General features: G+C 73.0%; 23 protein-coding genes and 1 pseudogene. 12 read left to right on the top strand and 12 right to left on the bottom strand.

The features are described from left to right. Nucleotides 1-81: 81 nt before the first annotated feature. Both ACIQ1J_RS11505 and ACIQ1J_RS11500 read left to right on the top strand, forming a co-directional pair. Entirely contained in the window at nt 82-429 is a 348-nt protein-coding gene (locus ACIQ1J_RS11505) for a DoxX family protein (protein WP_403556223.1), read from the top strand. A gap of 169 nt (nt 430-598) precedes the next feature. After that, complete coding sequence (locus ACIQ1J_RS11500) at nt 599-1,105, top strand: DUF2165 domain-containing protein (protein ID WP_210963785.1); 507 nt, start codon at nt 599-601, stop codon at nt 1,103-1,105. On the opposite strand, the gene ACIQ1J_RS11495 is transcribed toward ACIQ1J_RS11500, so the two are convergent. Then, nucleotides 1,089-1,649, bottom strand: a complete 561-nt coding sequence (locus tag ACIQ1J_RS11495) for a hypothetical protein (protein WP_403556221.1) — start codon at nt 1,647-1,649, stop codon at nt 1,089-1,091. The genes ACIQ1J_RS11500 and ACIQ1J_RS11495 overlap by 17 nt on opposite strands. A 93-nt stretch (nt 1,650-1,742) precedes the next feature. After that, entirely contained in the window at nt 1,743-4,346 is a 2,604-nt protein-coding gene (locus tag ACIQ1J_RS11490) for a bifunctional FO biosynthesis protein CofGH (protein WP_403556219.1), read from the bottom strand. A gap of 206 nt (nt 4,347-4,552) precedes the next feature. Here ACIQ1J_RS11490 and ACIQ1J_RS11485 point away from each other — a divergent pair, with 206 nt between their 5' ends. Continuing rightward, nucleotides 4,553-6,085 carry a CehA/McbA family metallohydrolase gene (locus ACIQ1J_RS11485; protein WP_403556217.1) on the top strand — a complete coding sequence of 511 codons (1,533 nt, stop codon included), beginning with the start codon at nt 4,553-4,555 and terminating at the stop codon, nt 6,083-6,085. Nucleotides 6,086-6,305: 220 nt separating this feature from the next. Here ACIQ1J_RS11485 and ACIQ1J_RS11480 read toward each other — a convergent pair whose 3' ends face one another. The 3 genes from ACIQ1J_RS11480 to ACIQ1J_RS11470 form a co-directional block, all read right to left on the bottom strand. Further along, on the bottom strand, nt 6,306-6,506 hold the full coding sequence (locus tag ACIQ1J_RS11480) for a hypothetical protein (protein ID WP_403556215.1): 201 nt from the start codon (nt 6,504-6,506) through the stop codon (nt 6,306-6,308). Nucleotides 6,507-6,548: 42 nt separating this feature from the next. After that, complete coding sequence (locus tag ACIQ1J_RS11475; protein ID WP_403556213.1) at nt 6,549-7,367, bottom strand: endonuclease/exonuclease/phosphatase family protein; 819 nt, start codon at nt 7,365-7,367, stop codon at nt 6,549-6,551. 120 nt (nt 7,368-7,487) lie between these two features. Further along, nucleotides 7,488-8,714 carry an RNA-guided endonuclease InsQ/TnpB family protein gene (locus ACIQ1J_RS11470; protein ID WP_403556211.1) on the bottom strand — a complete coding sequence of 409 codons (1,227 nt, stop codon included), beginning with the start codon at nt 8,712-8,714 and terminating at the stop codon, nt 7,488-7,490. Between the two features lie 283 nt (nt 8,715-8,997). On the opposite strand from ACIQ1J_RS11470, the gene ACIQ1J_RS11465 reads away from it, so the two are divergent. The 3 genes from ACIQ1J_RS11465 to ACIQ1J_RS11455 all read left to right on the top strand — a co-directional run bounded on the left by ACIQ1J_RS11465 (nt 8,998) and on the right by ACIQ1J_RS11455 (nt 12,921). Beyond that, nucleotides 8,998-9,414, top strand: coding sequence for a nitroreductase family deazaflavin-dependent oxidoreductase (locus tag ACIQ1J_RS11465; protein WP_403556209.1), 417 nt, complete (start codon nt 8,998-9,000; stop codon nt 9,412-9,414). A gap of 90 nt (nt 9,415-9,504) precedes the next feature. Beyond that, nucleotides 9,505-12,477 carry a BTAD domain-containing putative transcriptional regulator gene (locus tag ACIQ1J_RS11460; protein WP_403556207.1) on the top strand — a complete coding sequence of 991 codons (2,973 nt, stop codon included), beginning with the start codon at nt 9,505-9,507 and terminating at the stop codon, nt 12,475-12,477. 252 nt (nt 12,478-12,729) lie between these two features. Beyond that, a complete protein-coding gene (locus ACIQ1J_RS11455) occupies nt 12,730-12,921 on the top strand; it encodes a hypothetical protein (RefSeq protein ID WP_403556205.1) in 192 nt (63 codons plus the stop codon). 99 nt (nt 12,922-13,020) lie between these two features. On the opposite strand, the gene ACIQ1J_RS11450 is transcribed toward ACIQ1J_RS11455, so the two are convergent. Beyond that, nucleotides 13,021-15,426 (bottom strand): PQQ-binding-like beta-propeller repeat protein, encoded by a 2,406-nt coding sequence (locus tag ACIQ1J_RS11450; protein ID WP_403556203.1) that lies wholly within the window; start codon nt 15,424-15,426, stop codon nt 13,021-13,023. 191 nt (nt 15,427-15,617) lie between these two features. Continuing rightward, a complete protein-coding gene (locus tag ACIQ1J_RS11445) occupies nt 15,618-16,424 on the bottom strand; it encodes a VOC family protein (protein WP_403556201.1) in 807 nt (268 codons plus the stop codon). Between the two features lie 134 nt (nt 16,425-16,558). Between ACIQ1J_RS11445 and ACIQ1J_RS11440 the strand changes: the two genes are divergently transcribed. Next, entirely contained in the window at nt 16,559-17,194 is a 636-nt protein-coding gene (locus ACIQ1J_RS11440) for a TetR family transcriptional regulator (RefSeq protein WP_403556644.1), read from the top strand. A 49-nt stretch (nt 17,195-17,243) separates the two neighbouring features. On the opposite strand, the gene ACIQ1J_RS11435 is transcribed toward ACIQ1J_RS11440, so the two are convergent. Then, nucleotides 17,244-17,696: an Lrp/AsnC family transcriptional regulator gene (locus ACIQ1J_RS11435; RefSeq protein ID WP_210962244.1), complete on the bottom strand. Its 453-nt coding sequence runs from the start codon at nt 17,694-17,696 to the stop codon at nt 17,244-17,246. A gap of 82 nt (nt 17,697-17,778) precedes the next feature. Between ACIQ1J_RS11435 and ACIQ1J_RS11430 the strand changes: the two genes are divergently transcribed. The 3 genes from ACIQ1J_RS11430 (at nt 17,779) to ACIQ1J_RS11420 (ending at nt 19,641) form a co-directional block, all read left to right on the top strand. Next, nucleotides 17,779-18,417: a LysE family translocator gene (locus tag ACIQ1J_RS11430; protein ID WP_403556199.1), complete on the top strand. Its 639-nt coding sequence runs from the start codon at nt 17,779-17,781 to the stop codon at nt 18,415-18,417. Nucleotides 18,418-18,515: 98 nt separating this feature from the next. Further along, the gene (locus ACIQ1J_RS11425; protein ID WP_403556197.1) at nt 18,516-18,941 is read left to right on the top strand and encodes a pyridoxamine 5'-phosphate oxidase family protein; all 426 of its coding nucleotides are present in this window, start codon (nt 18,516-18,518) and stop codon (nt 18,939-18,941) included. Nucleotides 18,942-18,972: 31 nt separating this feature from the next. Next, nucleotides 18,973-19,641: a pyridoxal 5'-phosphate synthase gene (locus ACIQ1J_RS11420; RefSeq protein ID WP_403556195.1), complete on the top strand. Its 669-nt coding sequence runs from the start codon at nt 18,973-18,975 to the stop codon at nt 19,639-19,641. Nucleotides 19,642-19,648: 7 nt separating this feature from the next. On the opposite strand, the gene ACIQ1J_RS11415 is transcribed toward ACIQ1J_RS11420, so the two are convergent. After that, nucleotides 19,649-20,269, bottom strand: coding sequence for a GNAT family N-acetyltransferase (locus ACIQ1J_RS11415; protein ID WP_403556193.1), 621 nt, complete (start codon nt 20,267-20,269; stop codon nt 19,649-19,651). Between the two features lie 102 nt (nt 20,270-20,371). Between ACIQ1J_RS11415 and ACIQ1J_RS11410 the strand changes: the two genes are divergently transcribed. Both ACIQ1J_RS11410 and ACIQ1J_RS11405 read left to right on the top strand, forming a co-directional pair. Beyond that, the gene (locus tag ACIQ1J_RS11410) at nt 20,372-21,574 is read left to right on the top strand and encodes a flavin-containing monooxygenase (RefSeq protein ID WP_403556191.1); all 1,203 of its coding nucleotides are present in this window, start codon (nt 20,372-20,374) and stop codon (nt 21,572-21,574) included. Nucleotides 21,575-21,686: 112 nt separating this feature from the next. After that, a pseudogene (locus tag ACIQ1J_RS11405) lies at nt 21,687-22,328 on the top strand (GlxA family transcriptional regulator); the annotation flags it as partial. Nucleotides 22,329-22,746: 418 nt separating this feature from the next. Here the strand turns inward: ACIQ1J_RS11405 and ACIQ1J_RS11400 are convergent. From ACIQ1J_RS11400 to ACIQ1J_RS11390, 3 genes are all read right to left on the bottom strand, one after another. Then, on the bottom strand, nt 22,747-23,223 hold the full coding sequence (locus tag ACIQ1J_RS11400) for an ATP-binding protein (protein WP_403556642.1): 477 nt from the start codon (nt 23,221-23,223) through the stop codon (nt 22,747-22,749). Nucleotides 23,224-23,731: 508 nt separating this feature from the next. After that, the gene (locus tag ACIQ1J_RS11395; RefSeq protein WP_403556189.1) at nt 23,732-24,244 is read right to left on the bottom strand and encodes an EF-hand domain-containing protein; all 513 of its coding nucleotides are present in this window, start codon (nt 24,242-24,244) and stop codon (nt 23,732-23,734) included. 112 nt (nt 24,245-24,356) lie between these two features. Next, a complete protein-coding gene (locus ACIQ1J_RS11390; protein ID WP_210962250.1) occupies nt 24,357-24,737 on the bottom strand; it encodes an STAS domain-containing protein in 381 nt (126 codons plus the stop codon). Nucleotides 24,738-24,820 lie beyond the last annotated feature (83 nt).

Here is a 24,820-nt window from a genome sequence, read left to right as displayed (position 1 = left end):
TCGGCCTCTTGGCCTCTTGGCCTCTTGGCCTCTTGGCCTCTTGGCTTCTTGGCTCAGGGAAACGGGTGGGAGGAGAGGTGCGTGTTCACGGCCTGCGTGATCGTCACCGTCGTCGCCGTCGTGGCGAACGCCGGGATCGCCGTCGCGGACCTGATGGGGGCCCGGTTCGTCCTCGCCAACTCGGCCGAGGTGAAGGTCCCCGCGTCGTGGATTCCGGGACTGGCCGTGCTCAAGGCCGCCGGAGCCGCCGGGCTCCTCATCGGCATGCTGGGCGTCCGGCCCCTCGGGATCGCCGCCGCGGTCGGTCTCGTCCTGTTCTTCGTCGGTGCCGTCGTCGCCCACGTCCGCACGCGGGTCTTCCACAACATCGCCTTCCCCGCCGGGTACCTGGCTCTGAACGCGGTCGCGCTCGTCCTGGTGGCCATGTGAGTCGGAAGGCGTGAACACTTCGGGCGGTTTTGTCATCGGGCTGCTCGGATGAGCCGACGGAGGACGGATTGCCGTCGAGTGTTCGCGGCGGTGGCCGGGAACACTGCGAAAGGATCACGGTAGCGGACCCCGCCGATCGGAGCGTTCCGCGCTTCGCGATAGTGCTCTCATGGCCAACACTCCACGCACGCTTCCTCTCGCAGCCACCGTCCTCACCGGGATCCTGGCCCTCTACATCGCCCTCGTGGCCCTCGGGAACATCACCGACTTCGACAGCAACCAGCAGTTCGTGCGCCACGTCCTCGCGATGGACACGACGTTCAAGGACGACGACCTGATGTGGCGGGCGATCACGAGCGAGGGCCTTCAGGACACCGCGTACGTGGCGATCATCGTCTGGGAGACGGTCGCCGCGTTCGTGCTGATCTACGCGACCTGGCTCTGGATACGCCGGGACCACGCCCCCGCGCGACGCATGACCACGTACGGCACGCTGATGCTGATGCTGCTCTTCGGGGCCGGGTTCATCGCGATCGGCGGCGAGTGGTTCGCGATGTGGCAGTCGGAGGACTGGAACGGGCTGGAGGCGGCGACGCGGGTCTTCCTGCTCAGCGGCGTCGTGCTGATCGTCGCCCAGCTCACGCCCGGTGACGCGGACGCTACTCGACGACCGTGACCGTCGTGCCCGAGGTCGCGAACTCCCAGAGCGCGTCGCCGTCCGCCTTGGGCAGCCGTATCCCGCCCGTCTTCGCGTCGGCGGCGGGAGGCGGCGAGGAGCCGTCCACGGCGTTGGAGAAGGCGACCCAGACGCCGCCCTCCTGGGCGAAGTACATGATCTGCTCGACCTGAATGCCGTCGGAGCCCGTCGTCGGGTCCTCGCGCCGGGTGCCGACGCTGTACTCCCCGGGGCCGGGGTCGACCGTGCCGGGCCACACCGTGAAGGACCGCCGGGCTGCGTCGCTGGCGTCGACCAGCCACACCCGGTCCTGGCCGACCGAGTAGACGACGCGCCGCCCGGTGCCGGAACCGTCCGGTACCGGGGCCGGGGTGGTCTCCTTCGGCGTCGGGTGCGCCTCGGCCGACGCGGAGGGGCTCGGCTTGGCGTCCGCGGCGGTGGGACGGGGTCCCTGGTCGGCCTGTACGGCCAGGACGCTCACCGCCGCGATCGCCCCCACGGTCAGTCCGGAGACCCAGGCCCATGAGGGAAGTCGGGCAGGCACGGGCACGCATCTCCTCAGCTACGAGAACCCCGACACACCGGGGGCCCGATCATCGTACTGCGGGCGGCCCGTGCCGCTGCTCCTCCCCGGATGTCAGTCCAGTACCGGCAGCAGCTCCGGCAGGTGGCCGTCGGAGGCCGCCGCCGCCCGCCGCCGCTCCTGCGGTACCGGGCCGTACAGCGTCGTACGGGGCCTGGCCGGGCGGCCCGCGGTGTCGGCGACCGCGATCAGGTCCTTGACCGACTTGTACGAGCCGTAGGACGAGCCCGCCATGCGGGAGATCGTCTCCTCCATCAGTGTGCCGCCGAGGTCGTTCGCGCCGGAACGGAGCATCTCCGCCGCACCTTCGGTGCCCAGTTTGACCCAGCTCGTCTGGATGTTGGGGATGTGCGGGTGCAGGAGGAGACGGGCCATCGCCGTCACCGCGCGGTTGTCGCGCATGGAGGGGCCCGGCCTCGCGATGCCCGCGAGGTACACCGGCGCGTTGGTGTGGATGAACGGCAGCGTCACGAACTCCGTGAAGCCGCCCGTGCGCTGCTGGATGCCGGCGAGGGTGCGCAGGTGGCCGAGCCAGTGACGGGGCTGGTCGACGTGGCCGTACATCATGGTCGAGGAGGAGCGGATGCCCAGTTCGTGGGCCGTCTCGACGACCTCGATCCATGTCGCCGTGGGCAGCTTGCCCTTGGTCAGGATCCAGCGGACCTCGTCGTCGAGGATCTCCGCCGCCGTGCCCGGGATCGAGTCCAGGCCCGCATCCTTCGCCGCGCTCAGCCACTCGCGGATGGACATGCCGGTGCGGGTCGCGCCGTTGACGACCTCCATCGGGGAGAAGGCGTGCACGTGCATGCCGGGGACGCGTTCCTTGACCGCCCTCGCGATGTCGAAGTACGCCGTGCCGGGCAGGTCCGGGTGGATGCCGCCCTGCATGCAGACCTCGACCGCGCCCACGTCCCAGGCCTGCTGCGCGCGGTCGGCCACCTGCTCCAGGGAGAGCGTGTAGGCGTCGGCGTCCGTGCGGCGCTGGGCGAAGGCGCAGAAGCGGCAGCCGGTGTAGCAGACGTTCGTGAAGTTGATGTTCCGGGTGACGATGTACGTGACGTCGTCGCCCGACACGGACTTGCGCACGTCGTCGGCCACCTTGCACAGGGCGTCCAGCGCCGGGCCGTCGGCGTGCAGCAGGGCGAGGGCCTCGCCGTCCGTGAGCTTCGCCGGGTCGTCGGCCGCCGTCGCCAGCGCCTGGCGCACGTCGGTGTCGATGCGCTCCGGTGCCATGCCCGGGGCGGCGGCCTCGCGCAGGGCGCCCCAGTCGCCGTACACCTCGTCGAAGTCGTCGCGGCGGTCCGACGTACGGCCCTCGGTGTCGATGGTGGTGTGCAGGTCGGTGCGGCCGGTCGCGGTGAACGCCTCGTCCGGCTCCTGCCACGGGTGGCCCTCGACCGTCGCGTCCTCGCGGGCCAGGCCGGTGGCCGGGTCGGCGAGGGCCGCGACGTGCGGGCGCAGCCGCGGGTCCAGCCAGGGTTCCCCGCGCTGTACGAACTCCGGGTACACGCAGAGACGTTCGCGCAGCTCGAAGCCGGCCGTGCGGGACTTCTCGGCGAGTTCGCCGATCTGCGGCCAGGGGCGCTCGGGGTTGACGTGGTCGATGGTGAGCGGGGAGACACCGCCCCAGTCGTCGATGCCCGCGCCGATCAGGCGCTCGTACTCCGAGTCCACCAGGTTGGGCGGAGCCTGGAGGCAGGCGGACGGGCCCATGATGTGGCGGGCGACGGCCACCGTGGCGACCAGTTCGTCCAGTTCCGCGTCGGGCAGGCCGCGCATCGCCGTGTCCGGCTTGGCGCGGAAGTTCTGGATGATCAGTTCCTGGATGCCGTGGTAGGCGCGGGAGACCTTGCGGAGGGCGAACAGCGACTCGGCGCGCTCCTCGTAGGTCTCGCCGATGCCGATGAGGACACCGGAGGTGAAGGGGACCGAGGAGCGGCCGGCGTCCTCCAGGACGCGCAGGCGGACGGCCGGTTCCTTGTCCGGGGAGCCGTGGTGGGGGCCGCCGGGCTCGGACCACAGGCGGGTCGCGGTGGTCTCCAGCATCATGCCCATGGAGGGGGCGACCGGCTTGAGCCGCTGGAAGTCCGTCCAGGTCATGACGCCGGGGTTGAGGTGCGGGAGGAGGCCCGTCTCCTCCAGGATGCGGATGGAGATGGCGCGGACGTAGGCGATGGTGTCGTCGTAGCCGTGCGCGTCGAGCCACTCGCGCGCCTCGGGCCAGCGGTCCTCGGGCTTGTCGCCGAGGGTGATGAGGGCTTCCTTGCAGCCGAGGGCGGCGCCGCGCCGGGCGATGTCGAGGACCTCGTCGGGGGACATGAACATCCCGTGGCCCTCGCGGCGCAGCTTGCCGGGGACGGTGACGAAGGTGCAGTAGTGGCACTTGTCCCGGCACAGGCGGGTCAGCGGGACGAAGACGCTCTTCGAGTACGTGATGACGCCGGGGCGCCCGGCGGCCTCCAGGCCCGCGTCCCGGACCCGGGCGGCGGAAGCGGTGAGCGCTTCGAGGTGCTCGCCGCGGGCCTGGAGCAGCACCGCCGCCTCGGACACGTCGAGGGCGACGCCGTCCCGAGCGCGTTTGAGGGCGCGACGCATGGAGTTCTCGGTGGGACCGTTGGGGTCGGTGGGTCCGGTTCCGGAGGTCGCGGAAGTCGTCATCCTTCGAGCATACGAGCGGGGTGATCAGGACGCCGGGCCCGTCCCGCCGGCCCACCGCGGCGGGCCCGTGTCCGCACCGCGCGGTTTCCCGCTCTCAATCCGCCGAACCCCTTTCCGTGCGCGGGAGTTCACGGCTCAATACGAGGGTTGCACGCACCACCCCGCGCCACCGATGTCATGTCACTGACGACACTGGGAGCAGCAGCATGTGCGAGGACGACCACGCCGGCACCGGCCCGGGCAGACGCGCCCTGTTCGTGACGGGAGCCGCCGCCGCGCTTACGTTGGGAAGCGTGAGCTTCGCTTCGGCGTCGGGCCGGAACAGCCCGGGCCCGCAGACCAGGACCGTGCGCGGCACCCTGCCGCCCGGTTCCCCCGACTTCGTGTACGTCCCGGTCGAAGTCCCCTCGGGGGTCCGGGAGATCCGGGTCGCCTACACCTACGACCGCCCCTCGGTCCCGGCCGGCACCCAGGGCAACGCCCTCGACATCGGCCTCTTCGACGAGCGCGGCACCGATCTGGGGGGCCGGGGCTTCCGCGGCTGGTCGGGCGGCGCGCGCACGGAGTTCTTCGTCCGGGCCGACGAGGCGACGCCGGGGTACGTTCCGGGACCCGTGCGACCGGGTGTGTGGCACATCGCGCTCGGTCCGTACACGGTGGCCCCGCAGGGCCTGTCGTACGAGATCACGGTCACCCTGACGTACGGGGAGCAGGCCAGGACCGCACGGCCGGTCTATCCGCCCGAGCGCGCCAAGGGGCGGGGACGGGCCTGGTACCGGGGCGACTGCCACCTGCACTCCGTGTACTCCGACGGCCGCTACACCCTCGCCGAGATCGCGGCGCTGGCCCGGGCGGCGGGCCTGGACTTCATCAACTCCTCCGAGCACAACACGCACTCGGCGCACGCGCACTGGGCCGAGGAGGCCGGGGAGGACCTGCTGATCCTGCTCGGCGAGGAGGTGACGACCCGCAACGGCCACGTCGTCGCGCTGGGCACCGATCCCGGCACCTTCGTCGACTGGCGCTACCGGGCCCGCGACAACCGCTTCGGCCGTTTCGCCCGGCAGATCCGCCGCGCCGGCGGCCTGGTCGTCCCCGCCCACCCGCACGCCACCTGCATCGGCTGCAACTGGAAGTTCGGGTTCGGGGAGGCGGACGCGGTCGAGGTGTGGAACGGGGCCTACACGCCCGACGACGAGGTGGCGCTGGCCGACTGGGACAGCATGCTGGTCACCGCCGTGCGCGACGGGCGGGACGGACGCGGCTGGCTCCCGGCGATGGGCAGCAGCGACTCGCACCGCGCCCCCGACGTCATCGGCCGCCCGCAGACCGTCGTCCTCGCCGACGACCTGACGCGGGAGGCGATCCAGGAGGGCATCCGGGCGGGGCGCTCGTACGTCACCGAGTCGGCGAAGGTGTCGCTGGCCCTCACCGCGTCCGGCGGCCGGGGCGAGCACGCCGGCATCGGCGAGCGGCTGCGCGTGGACGGTGACACCCCGGTCACCGTCCGCCTGGAGGTGACGGGCGCCCCGCGCTGCACGGTGCGCTTCGTCACGGACCAGGGCGTGCTGTTCACCGGCCCGCCCCTGCCGGTGTCCGGCTCGGGCGTCGCGGAGTGGCGGACGACCGCCTCGTACGCGGCGTACGTACGGGCGGAACTGCGACACGAGGCGGCGGCGGGACCCCTGCCGGGAGCACTGGCCGCGTTCACGAACCCGATTTTCCTGGGGCGCGGGTAGGCCGAAGGCAGGCATATTCGAGCAATCAGGAAACCGGCCGAATCACCTTTCACCGTCTCGAGCCGTGTAGCGCTCCCGTAGACTCGTCGTGCGTTATCGCAAGGGGAAGGAAGCCGCAAGACAATCTGACAGGCGTGGAAACCGAAGGTCCCTCGGACTTCCTTCCCCGATTACCGCTCCTGCTCCTCGGCGGAAAACGCGCAGTCGTGCAATTCCCGCGCTACTGACGGACGAGGACGATCACATTCCAGACGAACGCCCCGTGGACGAGAAGACACGTGGCCCATGCCCCGCCCGTGCGGGTCCCGTGACGCAGCACCGCGCTCCACCCGACCGCCATCAGGACGGCGGCCAGGGCCAGAAGCCCCCAGGAAGCGGCGAGCCACGGCGCGGAGGGCTCCGTGAAGAGCCTGACCAGCACCGGCGGAATTCATGCCGGGCGGACAATGCCCGCTCTCCGGCGTCAATTGCCGGCCAGGTCCACGACGACCGCCGCGTGGTCGGAGGGCCAAACGCCGTCCACCGGGCCGTCGCCCGCCCGTCGTACGGCGCGTACGCGGGCGAGTCCGTCCGGGCCGGGCGGGCCGACGAGGACGTAGTCGATCCGCGCACCCGGCACCGGGCCGCCGGGGATGTGCGGGTTGGCGCCGTCCCAGGTGGCGGACGGGGCCGACGGGTCGGCGTAGTCCCAGGCGTCGAGCAGGGCGGCCCGCCCGGGGGCGGCGGGCGCCGGACGGGTGAGGAGGCGGACCTCGGCCGAGTCGGGGGTGGCGTTGAAGTCCCCTGTGACGACGGGCGGGAAGACGGTGCCGTGGCGGTGGGTGTCGACGAACCTTGCGAGGGCGGCGGCCTGTTCGCGGCGCAGCGCCGAGGCGTGGCCGCCCGAGTTCAGGTGGGCGGTGAAGAACGGGACCGGGTGGCCGGGCGCGTCCAGGCGGGCGTACAGCGCGAGGCGTCCGTCGTCGAGGTCCTCGGAGGCCGGCAGCCGCAGCGCGGCCCGCTCCACCACGGGCCAGCGGCTGAGCACCGCGGTGCCGATGCCGACCGTGTCGTCCCCGATCCGCCGCTGCCACCGCTCCGGGGCCTCGGAGGCCGCCCAGGCGCAGTGCAGGCCGAGTTCACCGGCCAGCCACTCGGCGAGGTTCCCGCCGTCGTCGGCGGCCCACACCTCCTGGAGCCCCACGACATCGGGGCGCAACTCCGCCAGCACGGCGAGGATCGCCTTCTGCCGGTCGGCCCACGGCCCGAACCGCCACCACAGATTCCAGGTCACGACCCGCACGACCGCACCACCCGTCTCTTGGCCCTGCCATCACCTTTCCCCTGATGTTTTCCGCGGAACATGAGGCACACGAGACGGGAGCTTGAATCCTCCCCTCCCTGAAGGGAGGGGATTCCTGGCTCAGGCTGCCTCCCGGAGCAGCGCTCCAGGAGGTCTTGCGCCATCGGCACCAGCCGGGTTGAGACCAGCCCGGACGAGCATGACGCGTGCGGAGTTCTTGTCCCTGGGGGACGCGATTCCGCAGGCGGTGCAGGTGTAGGTGCGTTCACCCAGCGGCAGTGCGTGCTTGGCTCTCGCTCCGCACTGCGCGCAGTCCATCGTGGTGTACGCGGGGTGGATCAGGCGGATGTCCCGCCCGTGCTTGCGGCCCATCTCGATCAATGCGGCCTTGGTGGCGCCGATGGCGGCGTCAGCGGCCTTGCGGGCCATGGTCGACCTGGCCAGGAACCTCGGACGAAAGTCCTCGACCGCGATGACGTCATGGTCGCGGACCACGTTCTTGGCCCACTTGCGGCCGGTGTCCGTACGCTGCCTGGCGACCTTCTTGTGGGCCTTCGCCCGCAGTCCCCGCGCCTCGCGGTAGCCCTTCGACCCGGACTGGCCCTTCTTGGGTTTGCGGCGGGCCATCATCCGGTCGTACCGGGCCGGCCTCACCCGCGCCTTCCCGCCGTGCCCGGCGTGCGGCAGGTCGTGCACGTCGGACGTGGTCGTCGCGGTCTCCCGCACACCCCAGTCGACACCAAGGACGCGGCCGGTCTCCGGCAGGAGCTGGAGCTGGGCGGGGGCGACGAACGAGCAGTACCAGTGCCCGAGACCGTCCTGGTACACGCGCACCGAGGACGGCTCACCCGGCAGCCCCCGCGACCACACCACCGACAGGACGATGCCACCCGCCAGGTGCAGCCGGCCGTCCTTCAACCGGAACCCGCGCCGGGTGTAATTCAGGGTCGCCAGCGCATCGCGCTTGGTCTTCCACTTCGGCATCCCGGCCCGACGCGCCATCGGCAGGCGCTCTGCGATGTCCTTGTGCGCCTTGGCGCGGGAGCGGCCGAAGTCGCGGATGACCTGCTGCTGGGGGACCGACGAGCCCGCACGTAACCACGCCGTGCGGGCGCGGGCCTCGGTCAGCATCCTGTCGAGCTGGGCCGGGCCGCACGTGGCCTTCTCGCCGGTCGCCCTGTTGTGCAGGTGCACGGCCCTGGACTTGGCGACGCACTCGTTCCACACCCAACGGCACCGGCCCCACTCCGCCACCAGAGCGGTGCGGGCAGCGGACGACACCCGCAACCGGTACGTATACCGTGCATGCCCGACACCCGCACCCGCACCCGCACCCGCCTGCGCCATCCCGCCCCCCTTCACGGCCCCGGCCAGGACACCGTGCCGTCCCGGACCCTGCGAAGGACCATACGTACGACACCCGCACAAACACCCGCAGATCCTGCAACCGCCCCCCGGCCAGCGACCACAGGTACACGTGTTCGCATCACCTCGGGGTCATGCCGACAGCGGTACGGGAGCTCCGCGCCCGGGAACCGGACGCGGCGACGCTCCGCGTCGCAACATCCGAATGTGATTCCTTTCCGGCGTGAACGCCGGAGCCTCCTCGCAAGAAACAGGTGAACGAACGATGTCGAAGCCGCCCTACGCCGAGAAGAAGTACCGGGCCGTCACCGCCGTCCAGCGCCGCCTCAACACCGTCCTGCGCCGCCTGCCGGCCCAGACCCTGCTGGAGACCACCGGCCGCGTCTCCGGTCTCCCCCGCCGCACGCCGGTCGGCGGGCGCCGCGTGGGCGACTCCTTCTGGCTGGTGTCGGAGTTCGGCGAACGGTCCCAGTACGTCCGCAACATCCGGGCCGACCCGCGGGTACGGGTACGGATCCGGGGCCGCTGGCACCCGGGGACGGCCCACCTCCTCCCCGACGACGACCCGATCGCGCGCCTGCGTCGCCTCCCCCGCTTCAACAGCCTCGCGGTGCGGGCCATGGGGGCCGGGACGGGGCTGCTGACGGTGCGGGTGGACCTGGAGGGGCGAGGGAGCAGGTGAGGGACCTGTGATCGGCGTCTCCCACGGCTGACGAGGTCGGCATGAACAAGGCAAACTGACGTAGTTGCTCAGGATGTCTAGGGGGACTGCATGGACGGTGTACCGCGGGTACCGGAGCAGCGGCGTCCCGGGGCCCCGGCGGAACCGGACAATTCGACGGCGCTGCGTTTCGGGGTGCTCGGACCCGTACGCGCCTGGCGCGGCGGGGAACCGCTGGTCACCGGCTCCCCGCAGCAGCGCGCCCTGCTGGCCGCACTGCTGCTCCGCGAGGGCCGTACGGCCACGGCCGCCGAACTGATCGACGCCCTGTGGGGCGAGGAACCTCCGTCGCAGGCGCTGGCGGCGCTGCGCACGTACGCGTCCCGGCTGCGGAAGGTGCTGGACCCCGGGGTCCTGGTGAGCGAGTCGGGCGGGTACGCCGTGCGGGGCCTGGGCGAGGGGGCGCTGGACCTGGCCGCCGTCCAGGACCTGGCCGCCCAGGCGGAGAAGGCGCGGGCCGCCGGGAACCTGTGCCACGCCCGTGACGTGCTGCGCCGCGCGCTGGCGCGGTGGGACGGCGAGGTGCTGGCGGGCGTCCCGGGCCCCTACGCGCAGGCGCAGCGCGTCCGTCTGGAGGAGTGGCGGCTCCAACTCCTCGAAACCTGCCTCGACATGGATCTGGAGCAGGGCTGCCACGCCGAGGCGGTCTCGGAACTCACGGCCCTCACGGCGGCGCACCCTCTGCGCGAACGCCTGCGGGAACTGCTGATGCTGGCCCTCTACCGCAGCGGACGCCAGGCCGAGGCCCTCGCCGTCTACGCCGACACGCGGCGCCTGCTCGCCGACGAACTGGGCGTCGATCCGCGCCCCGGCCTCCGGGAACTCCAGCGGCGCGTCCTCCGGGCCGACCCGGGCCTGGCCGAGCCGTCGGCACCGGCCGCGGAGACGGTGGTGACCCCGGTCCGCCCGGCCCAGCTCCCCGCCTCGGTCGCGGATTTCACCGGCCGGGCGTCCTTCGTCCGCGAGCTGAGCCACGTACTGTCCTCCGCCTCCGGCGAGGGGGACACGGGCCGCGTGATGGCGGTCTCCGCGCTGGCCGGCATCGGCGGCGTCGGCAAGACGACCCTGGCGGTGCACGTCGCCCACCAGGCGCGGGCCGCCTTCCCGGACGGGCAGTTGTACGTCGATCTCCAGGGCACGGGCGCGCGGGCGGCGGAACCGGAGACGGTACTGGGCTCCTTCCTGCGTGCCCTGGGTACGGCCGATACGGCCGTACCGGACTCCCTGGAGGAGCGGGCCGCCCTGTACCGCTCCGTCCTGGACGGCCGCCGCGTCCTCGTCCTCCTCGACAACGCCCGGGACGCCGCACAGGTGCGCCCGCTGCTGCCCGGTGCGGACGGCTGCGCGGCACTGGTGACGTCGCGGGTGCGGATGGTGGGCCTCGCGGGAGCGCATCTGGTCGACCTGGACGTGATGTCCCCGGAGGAGGCGCTGGCCCTCTTCACGAAGATCGTCGGCGAGGAGCGGGTGGCCTCGGAGCGGGAGGCGGCGCTGGACGTGGTCGGGGCGTGCGGCTTCCTGCCGCTGGCGATCCGCATCGCGGCGTCGCGGCTGGCCGCCCGGCGCACGTGGACGGTGTCGGTGCTGGCGGCCAAACTGGCGGACGAGCGACGCCGCCTGGACGAGCTCCAGGCCGGCGACCTGGCCGTCAAGGCCACCTTCGAGCTGGGGTACGGCCAACTGGAACCGGCCCAGGCCCGCGCCTTCCGGCTGCTGGGGCTGGCGGACGGCCCGGACATCTCCCTCGCGGCGGCAACGGCCGTACTGGACCTCCCGGCGGAGGACACCGAGGACCTCCTGGAGTCCCTGGTGGACACGTCGCTGCTCGAATCGGCGGCACCGGGCCGGTACCGGTTCCACGACCTGGTCCGTCTCTACGCGCGGGCGTGCGCGGAGCGGGACGAGCATCCGCCGGGCGAGCGGGGCGCGGCGCTGTCGCGGCTGCTGGACTTCTACCTGGCCACGGCGGCGGGGGTCTACGCGATCGAGCGGCCCGGGGACCGACTGGTGGACGGCCTGGAGCCGACGGAGTACCCGGGGCTCACGTTCGACGACGGTTCGGCGGCGCTGGACTGGCTGTACAGCGAGGCGGCGCCGCTGCTCGCGTGCGTGCGGCAGTGCGCCGGAACGGCCAGGCTGCGGCGGGCGGTGGACCTGCTGTGGGCGGCCAAGGACCTGGCGGAGTCCGGTGCCAACTCCCACCAGTACGAGACGACGGCACGCGCGATGTGCGACGCAACCGAGGACGCCGGGGACGCACGCGCGCAGGGCCGGGCCCGGACCACCCTCACCAACGTCCTGCTGGTCTCCGGCCGCATCCAGCAGGCCGCCGAGCAGGCCGAGTCGGCCATGACGCTGGCGGAGTCCGCGCGGGACACGACCGCCGTGAGCTGGGTCGCCAACGACCGGGGGCTCATCTCGCTGCACCAGGGCCGGTACGCGGACGGACGGACCTTCCTGGAGCAGGCCATCGACGGGTACCGGGCAGCCGACAACCGGGCCGGCGAAGCGCTCAGCCTGTGCAACCTCTCCCGCGCGCACCTGGGTATGGGCAACACCGAGAAGGCGGTGGCCATCGCGCACCGCGGACTGACCGCACAGCTCGACATCGGCCGGACCATGCGTCTCGCCAACGGGCACTTCACGCTGGGTATCGCGCTGACCGCGGCCGGCCGCCACAGCGAGGCGCTCCAGCAGTTCTCCGACGCCCTGTGCATCTTCGAGGCCCACCGGCAGCGCCTGTGGCAGGGGACGACCAACTTCCGTATCGCCGAGGTGCACCTGGCCGCCCGCCGGCCCGCGCAGGCGGCCCAGCACTCGGAGCAGGCGCTGGCGCTGGGATGCATCGGTGGCGACCGGATGCGGGGCAACGTCCTGACGCTGCTGGGACGTTCCCTGTCCGCGCTCGGGCAGGTGGACAGGGCGAAGGCGTGCTGGCAGGAGGCCCTCAACCTGCTCCAGCAGTGCGGCGCGCCGCAGGCGGACGAGGTGCGGGCGCTCCTCTCGCCGCTGACGGCCGCCTGAACCGCCCCTGTGGGGCGTGCGGGTGAGGCGTGCGGGCGGGGCGTGCGGGTGAGGCCCGCGGGTGGGGCGTTCAGCATTCGTTTATCGCCCTCGGGCACTGTCGTTCCTGTCACACCGTCGCGTCGGGGGGCAGGCGGGGTGGCCGGGAGCCCGGCAAGTATCGTGCGGCTCCGCGCGCCCGTCCGGCGCCCACGGGGGAGCTGCCGGACGGGCGTTGCCCACTCGCCGACCTCGCAGCAAAGGACTGATGACATGAGCGACAAGAAGAAGGACGCGGAGATCACCCCGCAGGACAACGCCATGCCCACGCCGCCGGCGAACGACGAGACCGTCACCACGCTCGACGATGCCCTGCCCGGTGGGCCCGCCCAGGGCACCATCACGACGATGGACAACGCCATGCCGGCCCCGCCCGCCCTGGGCCTGGACGGCGGCGGCAAGTAGACCTTTCTTCCCACACGGGGATCGGCCGCGGCGGCGCGGAGGGGAGCCGCCGCGGCCGACGTGTGTCCGGGCCGCGGCCGGTGTGCGCGCGGTCCGGACTCAGGTGGTGCGGGCCGTCCCGGTGCCCTTCTCCGCGTCCAGCGCGTACACGCAGCGGTCCCTGCTGCACGCGTACACGATGCCGTCGCGGACGACCGGGGAGCCGGTGATCTCGCCGCCGGTCGCCAGCTTCCAGCGGAGGCGGCCGTCGTCGGCCTTGAGGGTGTACAGCAGGTGGTCGGTCGAGCCGAAGTGGATGCGGCCCTCGGCCACCGCGGGGGCGCCCACGATGTCGCCGCCCGCCTGGAAGCGCCACTTGGGGGTGCCGGTGACCGCGTCCAGGGTGTAGAGCCCCTTGCCGCTGCCCACGTGGACGTGGCCGGCGGCCACCAGGACCGGGTCGGTCGAGGAGCGGGCCTCCGTGGCGATGCGCCAGCGGTCCCGGCCGTCGGTGGCGTCGAGGGCGTAGACCGTGCCGAGGTAGTCGGCCAAGTAGACGCCGCCGCCGGTCACCGCGGGGCCCGGCACGAACGTGGGCGGGGCGAGGAAGACCGCCGGGGCCTCGAAGTGCCAGCGGACGTGGCCGGTGGTGACCTCCAGGGCGAGGGCCCGGGTGCCGGCACAGACGTAGACGTATCCGTCGGGTGCCTGGGTGACGCGGACCGGCACTCCGCCGCAGGAGGCGGCGTCGCCGATCGGGTACGACCAGCGCTCGTCGCCGGTCCGGGCGTCCAGGGCGCGCAGCCGGGCGTCCTGCCAGACGTACACCGTGCCGTCGTGGAGGGCCGCGCCCGCCTCCGGGGACTCGAAGTCGGTCTGGGCGCCGGTGATCTCCCACAGCTTCTGGCCGCCCGATGCCTCCCGGGCCTGCACGCCGCCGCCGCGGGTGGCGGTGACCACGGTGCCGCGGGACGCCTGCAGCGAGTACACCCAGGCGTCCGTCTGCAGGCGCCAGAGGTCGGCGCCCTCGCGGGCGTCCAGGGCGAAGAGGGTCGGGCCGTCGGAGGCGTGGATACGGCCGTCCGCGACCGCCATCGACCAGGCGACGTCCCGGGTCTTGAAGCGGCGCCGCCCGGTGGCCACGTCCAGGGCGTGCACCTCGAAGGAGGTGACGTAGACGAGGTCCCCGGCGACGGACGGCGTGCCCCACACATCGTTGGACATGCGGAAGCGCCAGGGGCGCCAGCCCGCCGGTGACGCCTCGGGAGGCGCGGCGGGGGCGGGCGGGGCCGCCGCCGGTACGGCGGGGTCGGCGCCGTTGACGCCGGGGCGCGGGCGGGACCAGGACGCGGCGAGGGCGGACTCCGGCGGGGGTGCGGCGACCGCCGCGGAGCGCATGTCGGCGACGCGCGGGCCGGGGCCGATGGGCACCGAGCCGCCGGCCAGCCGGACCGGGCCGGAGTCGGGGGCGCCGACGGGCGCGGGCACCGGCGGTCCGTGCACGGGCGGCGCCGGTACGACGGGGTCGTGCGAGGGCGGGGGCGGCAGCACGGGCGCGGGCACGGCGGGGCGACCGCCGGCCGGGCCACCGCCGCGGCCGCCTGCCGTCGCGCCGGGCTTGACCGGGGGGCGCCCGTTGCGGCGGCCCTCGATCAGGCTCACCGCCCGCTCGGGCAGCCACGCCGACGCCGTACCGCTGTCGTCGGAGCCGGAGCCGAACAGGTGCGGGGCGAGCTGGGACTGGAGGTCGGCGGGGTTGGGGCGGCCGGTCGCCTCCATCTGCATGCAGGACTCGATGAGCGGGCGCAGCTCGTGCGGGAGCCCTTCCAGGTCCGGGCCCTCGCGCAGCAGCATGAAGACCGTTTCGACCGGGTTGGCACCGTGGAACGGCGGGTGCCCGGTGGCGGCGAAGACCAGCATGGAGCCCAGCGAGAACACGTCGCTGGCGCCGGTGACGCTGCGGGAGTCCTTCGCCTGCTCCGGGGACATGTAGGCGGGGGTGCCGACGGCGACGTTCGTCATCGTCAGACGGGTGTTCGAGACGCCGGACGCGATGCCGAAGTCGATCACCCGGGGGCCGTCCTCGACGACGAGGACGTTGGAGGGCTTGAGGTCGCGGTGGACGAGTCCGGCGCCGTGGATCGACTGGAGCGCCTCCGCCACGCCCGCCGCCAGCCAGCGCACCGCCTGGGCCGGCAGCGGCCCGCACTCGTTCACTATCTCCTCGAGGGAGGGTGCGGGGACGTAGGCCGTGGCCAGCCACGGGACCGCCGCGCGGGGGTCGGCGTCGACCACCGCCGCCGTGTAGAAGCCGGAGACCGCGCGGGCCGCCTCCACCTCGCGCGTGAAGCGGACGCGGAACAGCTGGTCCTCCGCCAGCTCCGTGCGGACCGTCTTGATCGCCACGCGCCGGCCGGACGCCGAGCGCGCGAGATAGACCAGCCCCATGCCGCCGGCGCCGAGCCGGCCCAGCACCTCGAACGGCCCGATCCGCCGCGGATCGTGCTGCGTCAGCTGATCCACCACTTGCCTGCCACCTCCCCGTACGGGCCGCGCCATCCACATATGTACGCGACCGAAGTGCAGCGTCTCACCACCGCACCTCCGTGGCGCCACGCACCCCGATTCTTCCTGTCCGAGGCGCTGGTGGCGAACCTGGGGACAATCGGGGTGTCTCACCCGATCCCGGGCATAGGGTCACGGTCCCGCGGACCTGTTCAGCGTTGCAGCAGTGCGAACGACGCCCCCTGGTCGTCCGAGACCACGGCCACCCCTCCGTACGACGTCTCGAACGGCGGAACCCGTACCCGACCGCCGAGCCGGGCCACCGCACCGAGCGCGGCCTCGACGTCCCCGACCAGGAAGTGGACGAGGAAGTGCGGCGGCATCTGGGCGGGGAAGACGGACGAGACCGGGGCACGGCCGAAGTCGGGGGCGGCGTCCGGGCCGAAGAGGGCGTCGTGGAAGAGGTCGCCGTAGAAGGTGTTGGCGGCCTCGGTGTCCCGGGTGTACAGCTCGGTCCAGGTGAAGGTTCCCGGCTCGTGCCGGCGCCCGAAGCCGGGGTGGCCGGCCGGCTGCCAGAGGGCGAAGACGGCTCCGTCGGGATCGGCGGCGAGCGCGGTGGTGCCCAGGCCGCCGACCGGGTGGGGCGGGGTGACGACCTGCCCGCCGCCCGCCCGGATCCGCTCGGCCAGTGCCACCGCGTCCGGGGTGTGGAAGTACACGGACCACACGGTGGGCATCCGGCCGTCCGTCTTGCGGACCAGGGCCGCGACGGGCTCGCCGTCCAGCCGCGCCCACACCCACTCGCCCGCAGCTGCCTCGGCCGACCCCTTCACCGGCTCCTGCGCCGAGCCCTTCGCCCGCTCCTCGAAGGTCCAGCCGAACAGCTCGCCGTAGAAACGCTTGCCCGCCGCCACGTCGGAGAGGTGCGCGTCCACCCAGCAGGGAACGCCTTCCGGGTACGCGGACACCTCAGCCGGGTCACCGGACGTCCGTTTCGCTGATGCACCATTTTCGGCCATGTCGTCAAAGTAACCGCGCCGCCCGCACCGCGCAGACCAGGCACACCAGCCTCTCGCCGCTCGCGCACCCCATTTGCAGTCGGCCGAATCGCGCTCGGATCACCCGTCGGTAAGCTGACGGCATGACAGGACAAGTGCGTACCGTCGACGGCCGCGTGGCCGGTCGGCGTGGGCAGGCGACCAGGCAGAAACTGCTCGACTGCCTCAGCGAAATGCTCAGCTCCTCCCCCTATCGCGATGTCAAAGTCATCGATGTCGCCCGCAAGGCCGGCACGTCGCCCGCGACCTTCTACCAGTACTTCCCGGACGTCGAGGGCGCCGTCCTGGAGATCGCCGAGCAAATGGCCGCCGAGAGCACCGGGTTGGCCGAGCTGACGGCGGGCCGCTCCTGGGTCGGCAAGGCGGGCTGGCAGACGGCGCAGGAACTCGTCGACGGATTCCTGGAGTTCTGGCGGAAGAACGACGCGATTCTCCGGGTGATCGACTTGGGCGCGGCAGAGGGCGACAAGCGGTTCTCCAAGATCCGGATGAAGATCCTGAACTCGGTGAACTCCTCCCTCGCGGACTCCGTCGCCGAACTGCAGGCCAGGGGCAAGGTCGACAAGGACGTGAACCCCGCGGCGATCTCCGGCTCGCTGGTCGTCATGCTCGCGGCCGCCGCGTCGCACCAGAAGGGATTCTCCTCCTGGGGCGTCAAGCAGGCCGAACTCAGGCCGAGCCTGGCCCTGTTGATGCACCTGGGCGTCACCGGCAAGAAGCCCGTCAAGTAGCAGTACGCCCGGCAGCCTGTCATCCGGGCCGCGTGCGCCACGCGCCGCGCTATGCCGGCAGCGGCCGGTCCCGCACCACGTGCTTCATCACCAGCGTCGACGTCAGCCGCTGCACCCCGGGCAGGGTGGCGAGCCGCTCGTCGTAGAGCCGCTGGTAGGCCGCCAGGTCGGCGGCGACCACGCGCAGCAGGTAGTCCGGCTCCCCGAACAGCCGCTGCGCCTCCACCACCTCCGCCACCTCGCTGACCGCCCGCTCGAACTCGGCGACCGTTTCCCGGTCCTCCTGCCGCATCGACACGAAGACCAGCGCCTCGAAGTTCAGCCCCACGGCGGCAGGGTCCACCACCGCCCGGTAGCCGCCGATCGCCCCCGACCGCTCCAGCTCACGCAGCCGCCGGTGACACGGCGAGACGCTCAGCCGCACCCGTGCGGCCAGCTCGGTCACGGTCAGCCGCCCGTCCTGCTGCAGCTCGGCAAGAATCTTCCGGTCCATGTCGTCCACGGGGCAGATTCTTCCACCACATGCCCTGACCGGGGAAAAGTTCGGGAACACCTTCGGGACGTATGCGCCTAATCTTCCCGGCATGGACTCGGGACTCCTCATCTCCTTCCTCGCCCTGGACCTCCTGCTGGTGTGCGTGCCGGGCGCGGACTGGGCGTACGCCATCACGGCCGGGCTGCGCGACCGGTCGGTGACGTGGGCGGTGGGCGGCCTGGTCGCCGGGTACGCGCTGCACACCCTGCTGGCGGCGGCCGGGCTGGCGGTGCTGGTGGCCGGGTCGCCGGGTCTGCTCACGGTGCTGACGGTGGCGGGGGCGGCGTACCTGGTGTGGCTGGGGTGGTCGGTGCTGCGCCGGCCCGGTACGCCGGGGGCGGCCGCGCAGGACGGCCCGGCCGCCGCGCAGGGCGGTTCCCGGGCCCGGGTGTTCCTGCGCGGCGCCACGATCAGCGGGCTCAACCCCAAGGGCCTGCTGCTCTACCTGTCCGTGCTGCCGCAGTTCCTGGTCACCCGGGGTGCGCACCTGCCGGTGCCCGTGCAGACTGTCGTCCTGGGACTGCTGCACATGGCGTGCTGTGCCGCCGTCTACCTCACGGTCGGTGTCGGCGCCCGTGCCGTCCTGGGCGCGCGCCCGGCCGCGGCCCGCGCGGTCACCCGTACGTCGGGCGCCGCGATGCTGGGCATCGGGGCGTTCCTGTTGGTGCAGCGGCTGGCGTTGTCCTGACGGACGTCCGGCGGGACTCCGCCGGACGGGGAACAGCCTTGCCCCCGCCCGGCGTTGAGCCAAGACAACGACGTCCGTACCCGCTGAAGGAGACCGGAATGGCCCTGCCCCGCGAAGAGCGTGAGAAGTTCCTGGCCGAGCCCCACGTCGCGGCGCTCGCGGTCGACGCGGGAGCGGGCCGCGCCCCGCTGACCGTGCCGATCTGGTACCAGTACGAGCCCGGCGGCGACGTATGGATCATGACCGGCCTCGACAGCCGCAAGAACGAGCTGATCAAGGCGGCGGGCCGGTTCTCCCTGATGGCCGACCGGCTGGAGCCCACCATCCGGTACGTGTCGGTGGAGGGGCCGGTCGTCGAGACGGTCACCGCCACCGAGGACGACCTGCGGGAGATCTCCGCCCGGTACCTCCCGGCCGAGAAGGTCGACGGCTACGTCGCCTTCGCCTCCGCGAGCCACGGCGAGCAGGTCATCGTCCGCATGCGACCGGAGCGCTGGGTCTCCTCCGACCTCGGCTCGGTGTGAACCGGGGCCCGGTGCCCGTGACAATCGGGGCATGGGAACCGATCTTCACGAGTTGCTGAGGTCGCTGCGGGTGTGGGATCCCGCGGTCACCGCGCTGCCGCCCTTCGACCCGGCCACCGCGCCCGGCGATCCGCTGACCCTGTTCACGGCGTGGTTCGCCGAGGCGGTGGTTGCCGGTCAGAGCGAGCCGCACACCGTGTCGCTGGCCACGGCGGACGCGGAGGGCCTGCCGGACGTACGCGTCGTGATGCTGCACGGTGCGGACGCGGACGGCTGGTCCTTCGCCACGCACGCCGGCAGCCGCAAGGGCCACCACCTCGCCGCCCGCCCGTACGCGGCGCTCGTCTTCTACTGGCCGGTGCTGGGCCGCCAGGTACGCCTGCGCGGCCCGGTCGCCGCCGCCCCGGCCGACGTGGCGCACGCCGACCTGCACGCGCGGTCGACGGGCGCCCTGGCCGCCGCCCTCACCGGACGGCAGAGCGCCGACCTGGACTCGCCGGACGAGCTGGCCCGCGCCTCCGAGGCGGCCTGGGAGCGGGCCGGCCGGGAGCCGGACGCGCCCGTCCCGTCCTGGACGCTGTACCGGCTGCTCCCCGACGAGGTGGAGTTCTTCCAGGGGGACGCCCGCCGCCGCCACGTACGGCTGGCCTACCGGCGGACGGAGGAAGGCGGCTGGGACACGCGGCTGCTGTGGCCGTGAGCGACGGTCACCGGCCGGCGGGCGCCGGGGGCTCTGAGGGCTCTGGGTCCGTCGCCAGCCGCGCGTGCAGATGCGCGTCGCGGAACGTGTCGTGCCGGCCGGCCTCGAACATCGCCCCGCGCATCGTGCCCTCGTGGCCGTAGCCGCAGCGTTCGGCGATCCGGCATGAGGCGTCGTGGCCGACCGCGTGACCCAGTTCCAGGCGGTGGAGGCCGAGTTCCGCGATGGCCCAGCGCGACGCGAGGAGCAGGGCGCGGGTGGCGACCCCCTGCCCGCGGGCCTCGGGGAGCACCCAGTAGCCGACCCGTGCCGACTTCAGCGGCAGGCTGATCTCGTTGACGCCGATGTGGCCCAGCACCGTGCCGCTCGCCTCGTTTGTGATCCGGAACGACGCGGACCGGCCCTGCCCGGCGTCCCGGGCGCGGGCGCGCAGCGACTCACGGGCGCCGGCGAGGTCCGTCCACGGCCTGAGCGGGGTGTTCCAGCGCTGGAACTCGGGGTCCAGGCAGCCGCGCAGCCACGTCTCGGCGTCGGCGTCGGAGCCGGCGTCCCAGGACCGGAGGTGAAGGCCGTGTCCGCGCGGTTCGGTGAGGGAGGGCGCGAGGGTCTGCGTGCGTGTGCGGGCCATCGAGCCATTCAATCCGACCGCCGGCGGTGATCGTGACCGATCCGCAACCGATTCCGCTCTTGACCGAGACCCATCAAGCGAGAGCTTGATTACGCTCGCGGCATGGCCGACTCCACAGCGTCCGCTGAACCGCAGCCCGCACACCCCGCGGACCGCCCCGTGTACGTCATAGGCGCGGGCCCCGGCGGCCTCGCCGTCGCCCACGCGCTGCGCGCGCGGGGCCTGCGGGCCGTCGTCCTGGAGCGTGCCGACCACGTCGGCGCCTCCTGGCGGCGCCACTACGACCGGCTGCGCCTGCACACCACCCGCCGCCTCTCCGCGCTTCCCGGGCTGCCGATGCCGCGCCGCTTCGGGCGGTGGGTGGCCCGGGACGACGTGGTGCGGTACCTGGAGAAGTACGCCGAACACCACAAGCTGGAGATCGTCACCGGCGTCGAGGTCTTCCGCGTCGAGCGCGCGCCCGACGGCGGAGACTGGCTGCTGCACGCCTCGGGCGGCCGCGAGCTGACCGGCGCCGCGGTCGTGGTCGCCACCGGCTACAACCACACCCCGCGCCTGCCGGACTGGCCCGGCCGGAGCACCTACACCGGCGAGGTCCGGCACGCCGCCGAGTACCGGAACGCGGCCCCGTACGCCGGCCGTGACGTCCTGGTCGTCGGCGTCGGCAACACCGGCGCCGAGATCGCCGTGGACCTGGTGGAGGGCGGCGCCGCCCGGGTCCGGCTGTCCGTGCGCACCGCGCCCCACATCGTCCGCCGCTCCATCGCCGGCTGGCCCGCCCAGTACAACGGCGTCCTCGTACGGCGGCTGCCGACCGGCCTCGTGGACCGGCTGGCCCGGCCGCTGGCCAGGCTCAGCACGCCCGACCTGTCGGCGCACGGGCTGCCCCGCCCGGACACCGGCCTCCTCACCCGGGCCGCCGAGGGCGCCGTTCCGGTGCTGGACGCCGGCCTGATCGACGCGGTGCGCGGCGGCCGGGTGGAGATCGTGGCCGCCGTCGACGGCTTCGAGGACGGCAAGGTGGTCCTCGCCGACGGCACCCGCGTCGCACCGGACGCCGTGCTCGCCGCCACCGGATACGTCCGGGGCCTGGAGGGACTGGTCGGCCACCTCGGCGTACTCGACGCCCACGGCGGACCGGCCGTGCGGGGCGCCCGCTCCCCTGAGAACGCCCCCGGCCTGTACTTCACCGGCTTCACCAACCCGGTCAGCGGCATGCTCCGCGAACTGGCGACGGACGCGGCGCGGATAGCGAGGGCGGTGGCGAAGAGGGACGGGGGCCGGGTCTCGCGGCTTCCGGGCTGAGGGGCGGCGGGGGCGGCGGGGGGTGGCACCTCCCGCCCCGTGCCGGGGCAGCCCGCGCCCCGGTGACGGCAGCGCGGTCACCGGTGCCGGGCGGCGCCGGATGACCAGTGCCATCAGTGCCGCCGCCGGGTACCTCGACGGCCGGCCGGCGAGCACGCAGCGGGCGTCCGCCGAACACTTCCAGCGGCTGTTCCCGAAGGTGCGGGTGGACCCGGACGTGCTGTTCGTCGACGACGGCGACGTCCTCACCTCGGCCGGGGTCGCGGCCGGGATCGACCTGTGCGTGCACATCGTGCGCCGGGACCACGGCAGCGTCGTCGCCAACGACGTGGCCCGCCGCACCGCCGTGCCGCCCCATCGCGACGGCGGGCAGGCGCAGTACACCGAACGGCCGGTGCCCGATCCCCAGCAGTCCTCGACGACCAGTGCGCGCGCCTGGGCGCTCGGCCGCCTCCACGAGCCGGTCCAGCTGCGGGACATGGCCGCCCAGGAGTCGATGTCCGTACGCACCTTCACCCGCCGTTTCCGCGAGGAGGTCGGCGTCAGCCCGGGCCAGTGGCTCACCGGTCAACGCGTCGAACGGGCCCGGCACCTCCTGGAGTCCGCCACCCTGTCCGTCGACCAGGTGGCCCGCGACGCCGGCTTCGGCGCGGCCCAGTCGATGCGGCAGCACTTGCAGGCGGCACTCGGGGGGACCCCGACCGCATATCGGCGGACTTTCCGTACGGAGTTGTCCACAGCCTGTGGACAGTGAACGGGAACTTCACCGCGCCCCTTCAGGCCCCCCGGCACCACTCGGTCCCCCGGCACCACTCGGTCCCCCTCACTTGCCGGAACGGCGGCGCGGCGCTGTCCGCCCCGAGCATGGCACCGCGCGCCGCCACCCGACTCCGGCGCTCCCGCCCGGCTCCCGTCGCCCCCGAGGGAACCGCCGCCGAATCACGACCCACGCTCGTCGAGGGCTCCGTCACCGAGGCCTCGTCGTCCCCTCGCGGCGAATCGCTGCCTACAAGCGTGAGGAGACGGTCACGATCCGTCAACCGGCAAAGCGCGATTCATCCCTTACGCCCCGTATGCGCGGGACGCGCGCGGAAGCATACCCGGCGCACTGCCGCATCACCGCCGGGAGAAGCGGGAGCTCGTGCACCCGGCGCATCCCGCGCCGCCGGCCGCTACACCACTTCGTAGGCGAACCCCTCGAACGCCACCGCGCCGCCACCGCTTCCGCAGACGGGCGCGGCGTCCTCGCGCCCGGCGCAGCGGTCCAGTTCGCACCAGATGCGCTTGCCGGTACCCTCCCGGCTCCAGCCCCAGCGGTCGGCGAGGCCGTCGACGAGAGCGAGACCCCGGCCGCCCGTCGCCTCGCCGTCCATACAGCGGGGCACCGGGGCCCGGTCGCTGACGTCGTCCACTTCGAGACGGACGGTCGCCTCCGCGGACTCCTCGGCCACCGCTCCCGGCAGCACCAGCCGCAGCACGGCGGAACTGCCGGTGTGCACCACGGCGTTGGTGACCAGTTCCGAGACGAGCAGGACCAGCGTCTCGGCGAGTGGTTCGTCGGCCTGTATCCCGGCCCCGGCGAGCCGGGAGCGCGCCCACCGCCGCGCACGCCCCACTTCCGAGGGGTCGGGCCGGACCTCCAGCTGCACTTGAAGCACCTGCACCGCTCACACCATCCGAACCGGCGGACACAAAGGCTCGCGCCTCATGAGGGCCACGATCGTAGCCATTCTCTGCATGGCCAGAACAAAGGCCGGGTCAGGGATCACGGAACGTGAATCCCGTGCGGCACAGCATGGTTGACGTACAGTCACCTCAACAAGCGCTTCGGGCATATTCCAGCGCGAAGGAGTACCCGTGCGGCATACTGTGCGACGCTCGCTCCGGGGAGTCGAACAGGCGGCGGCCGGCGGCCGTTCCACCCTGCGAGGCAAGGCGCACACCGCCGGTTCCGGAGCCGCCCCAAGGGCAACTCCGGCACGGCTGGCGCTCGGGACCACTCGCATCCCACACAAGGTACCGGAGTGTGGCGCCGGCTCCGGGCCGTGACGGGTCACACGGCGGACACAACCCGGTATCAACGCTCCGTGATGCCGCCCTGCCACGATCCGCGACATCTGTTCGGGAAGGCGCCGACGGCCGCCGGCGCGGGACGCGCTACTCGGGCACGGTGAAGTAGCGGGCGAAGGCCGGGACGATCTCCGCCTCCCCCACCTTGCCGTCGCCGTCCGCGTCGAGCGCCTCGGCGACCGGCCGGGCGGCGTCCCCGGGCACGCCGAGCGCGGTGAGCACGCGCGCGACGGCCTCGACCGTGGCGGCTCCGCCACTCTCGGGGCCGGCGACGTCCAGGGCCGCGTGCAGGAAGGGCCGGGCGATCTCCGCGAACCGGTCCGGATTGTCCCGCAGCCGCTTGACCGCCCCGGACACGAACTCCTCGCGGGTGATGCGCTGGTCGCCGTCCCGGTCGGCGATGCCGGCCATGCCCTGCCAGAACGCCTCCGCGCCGCCGTACAGGGCCTGGCCCTTCTCGGAACGGGCCGCGGTGCCGAACTCGGCGAGCACCGCCTTGGCCGCTCCGCTGAAGTCCGAACGGTCGATGTAACCGTTGCCGTCCTGGTCGAAGGTGGTGAACCGCGCGGCGATCCTGCGCTCGTACTCGCTGTTGACCATTGTCTTCTCCGGCCGCCTCACGTCGTCGGTTTCGGTGGGTGCGTATCGCTCGCGCGCAACCTCGCGCGCGACGCTGGGAGCGTACGACGCCGGGCGCGACCGCGGGCGGGATCTACGCGGAGAGCGGGCGCGGTTCGTCACCGGTCGCCGAGGCGAGGTCGGGATGGACGTCGAAGAGCCGGCGCACCCCGAGCGCGCCCAGGACGCGGTTGACGTGGGAGCCGTCGACGGCCCCCTGGGCGGGCAGTATCAGGCGGAGCCGGCCCTGACAGGAGCGGATGAGCCGCCGGGAGGCGATGAGCACGCCGACGCCGCTGGAGTCGCAGAACAGGACCTCGGAGAGATCCAGGACAAGGCTGTGCCGCCCCTCGGCCACCTCGTCGTGCACGCGCTGCCGCAGCACCGGTGACGTCACCAGGTCCAGTTCGCCCGACACCTGGAGCACGGCCCACTGGCCCCGCTCGCCGCCGATCACGTTGAACGTCACCACCATGCCCTTCGTTCGTCGGAACGTCCGGAATCACCCGAAACGGAAGCCATGCTTACGCTTCTTGGCGGCGCGCCTGCCCACCGGCC

It is taken from the genome of Streptomyces sp. NPDC097107 (genome assembly GCF_044762405.1).
GTDB classification, from domain to species: domain Bacteria; phylum Actinomycetota; class Actinomycetes; order Streptomycetales; family Streptomycetaceae; genus Streptomyces; species Streptomyces thinghirensis.
Note: the sequence above shows the minus strand (reverse complement) of the source record. Positions and strands in the feature narration are given on the sequence as shown.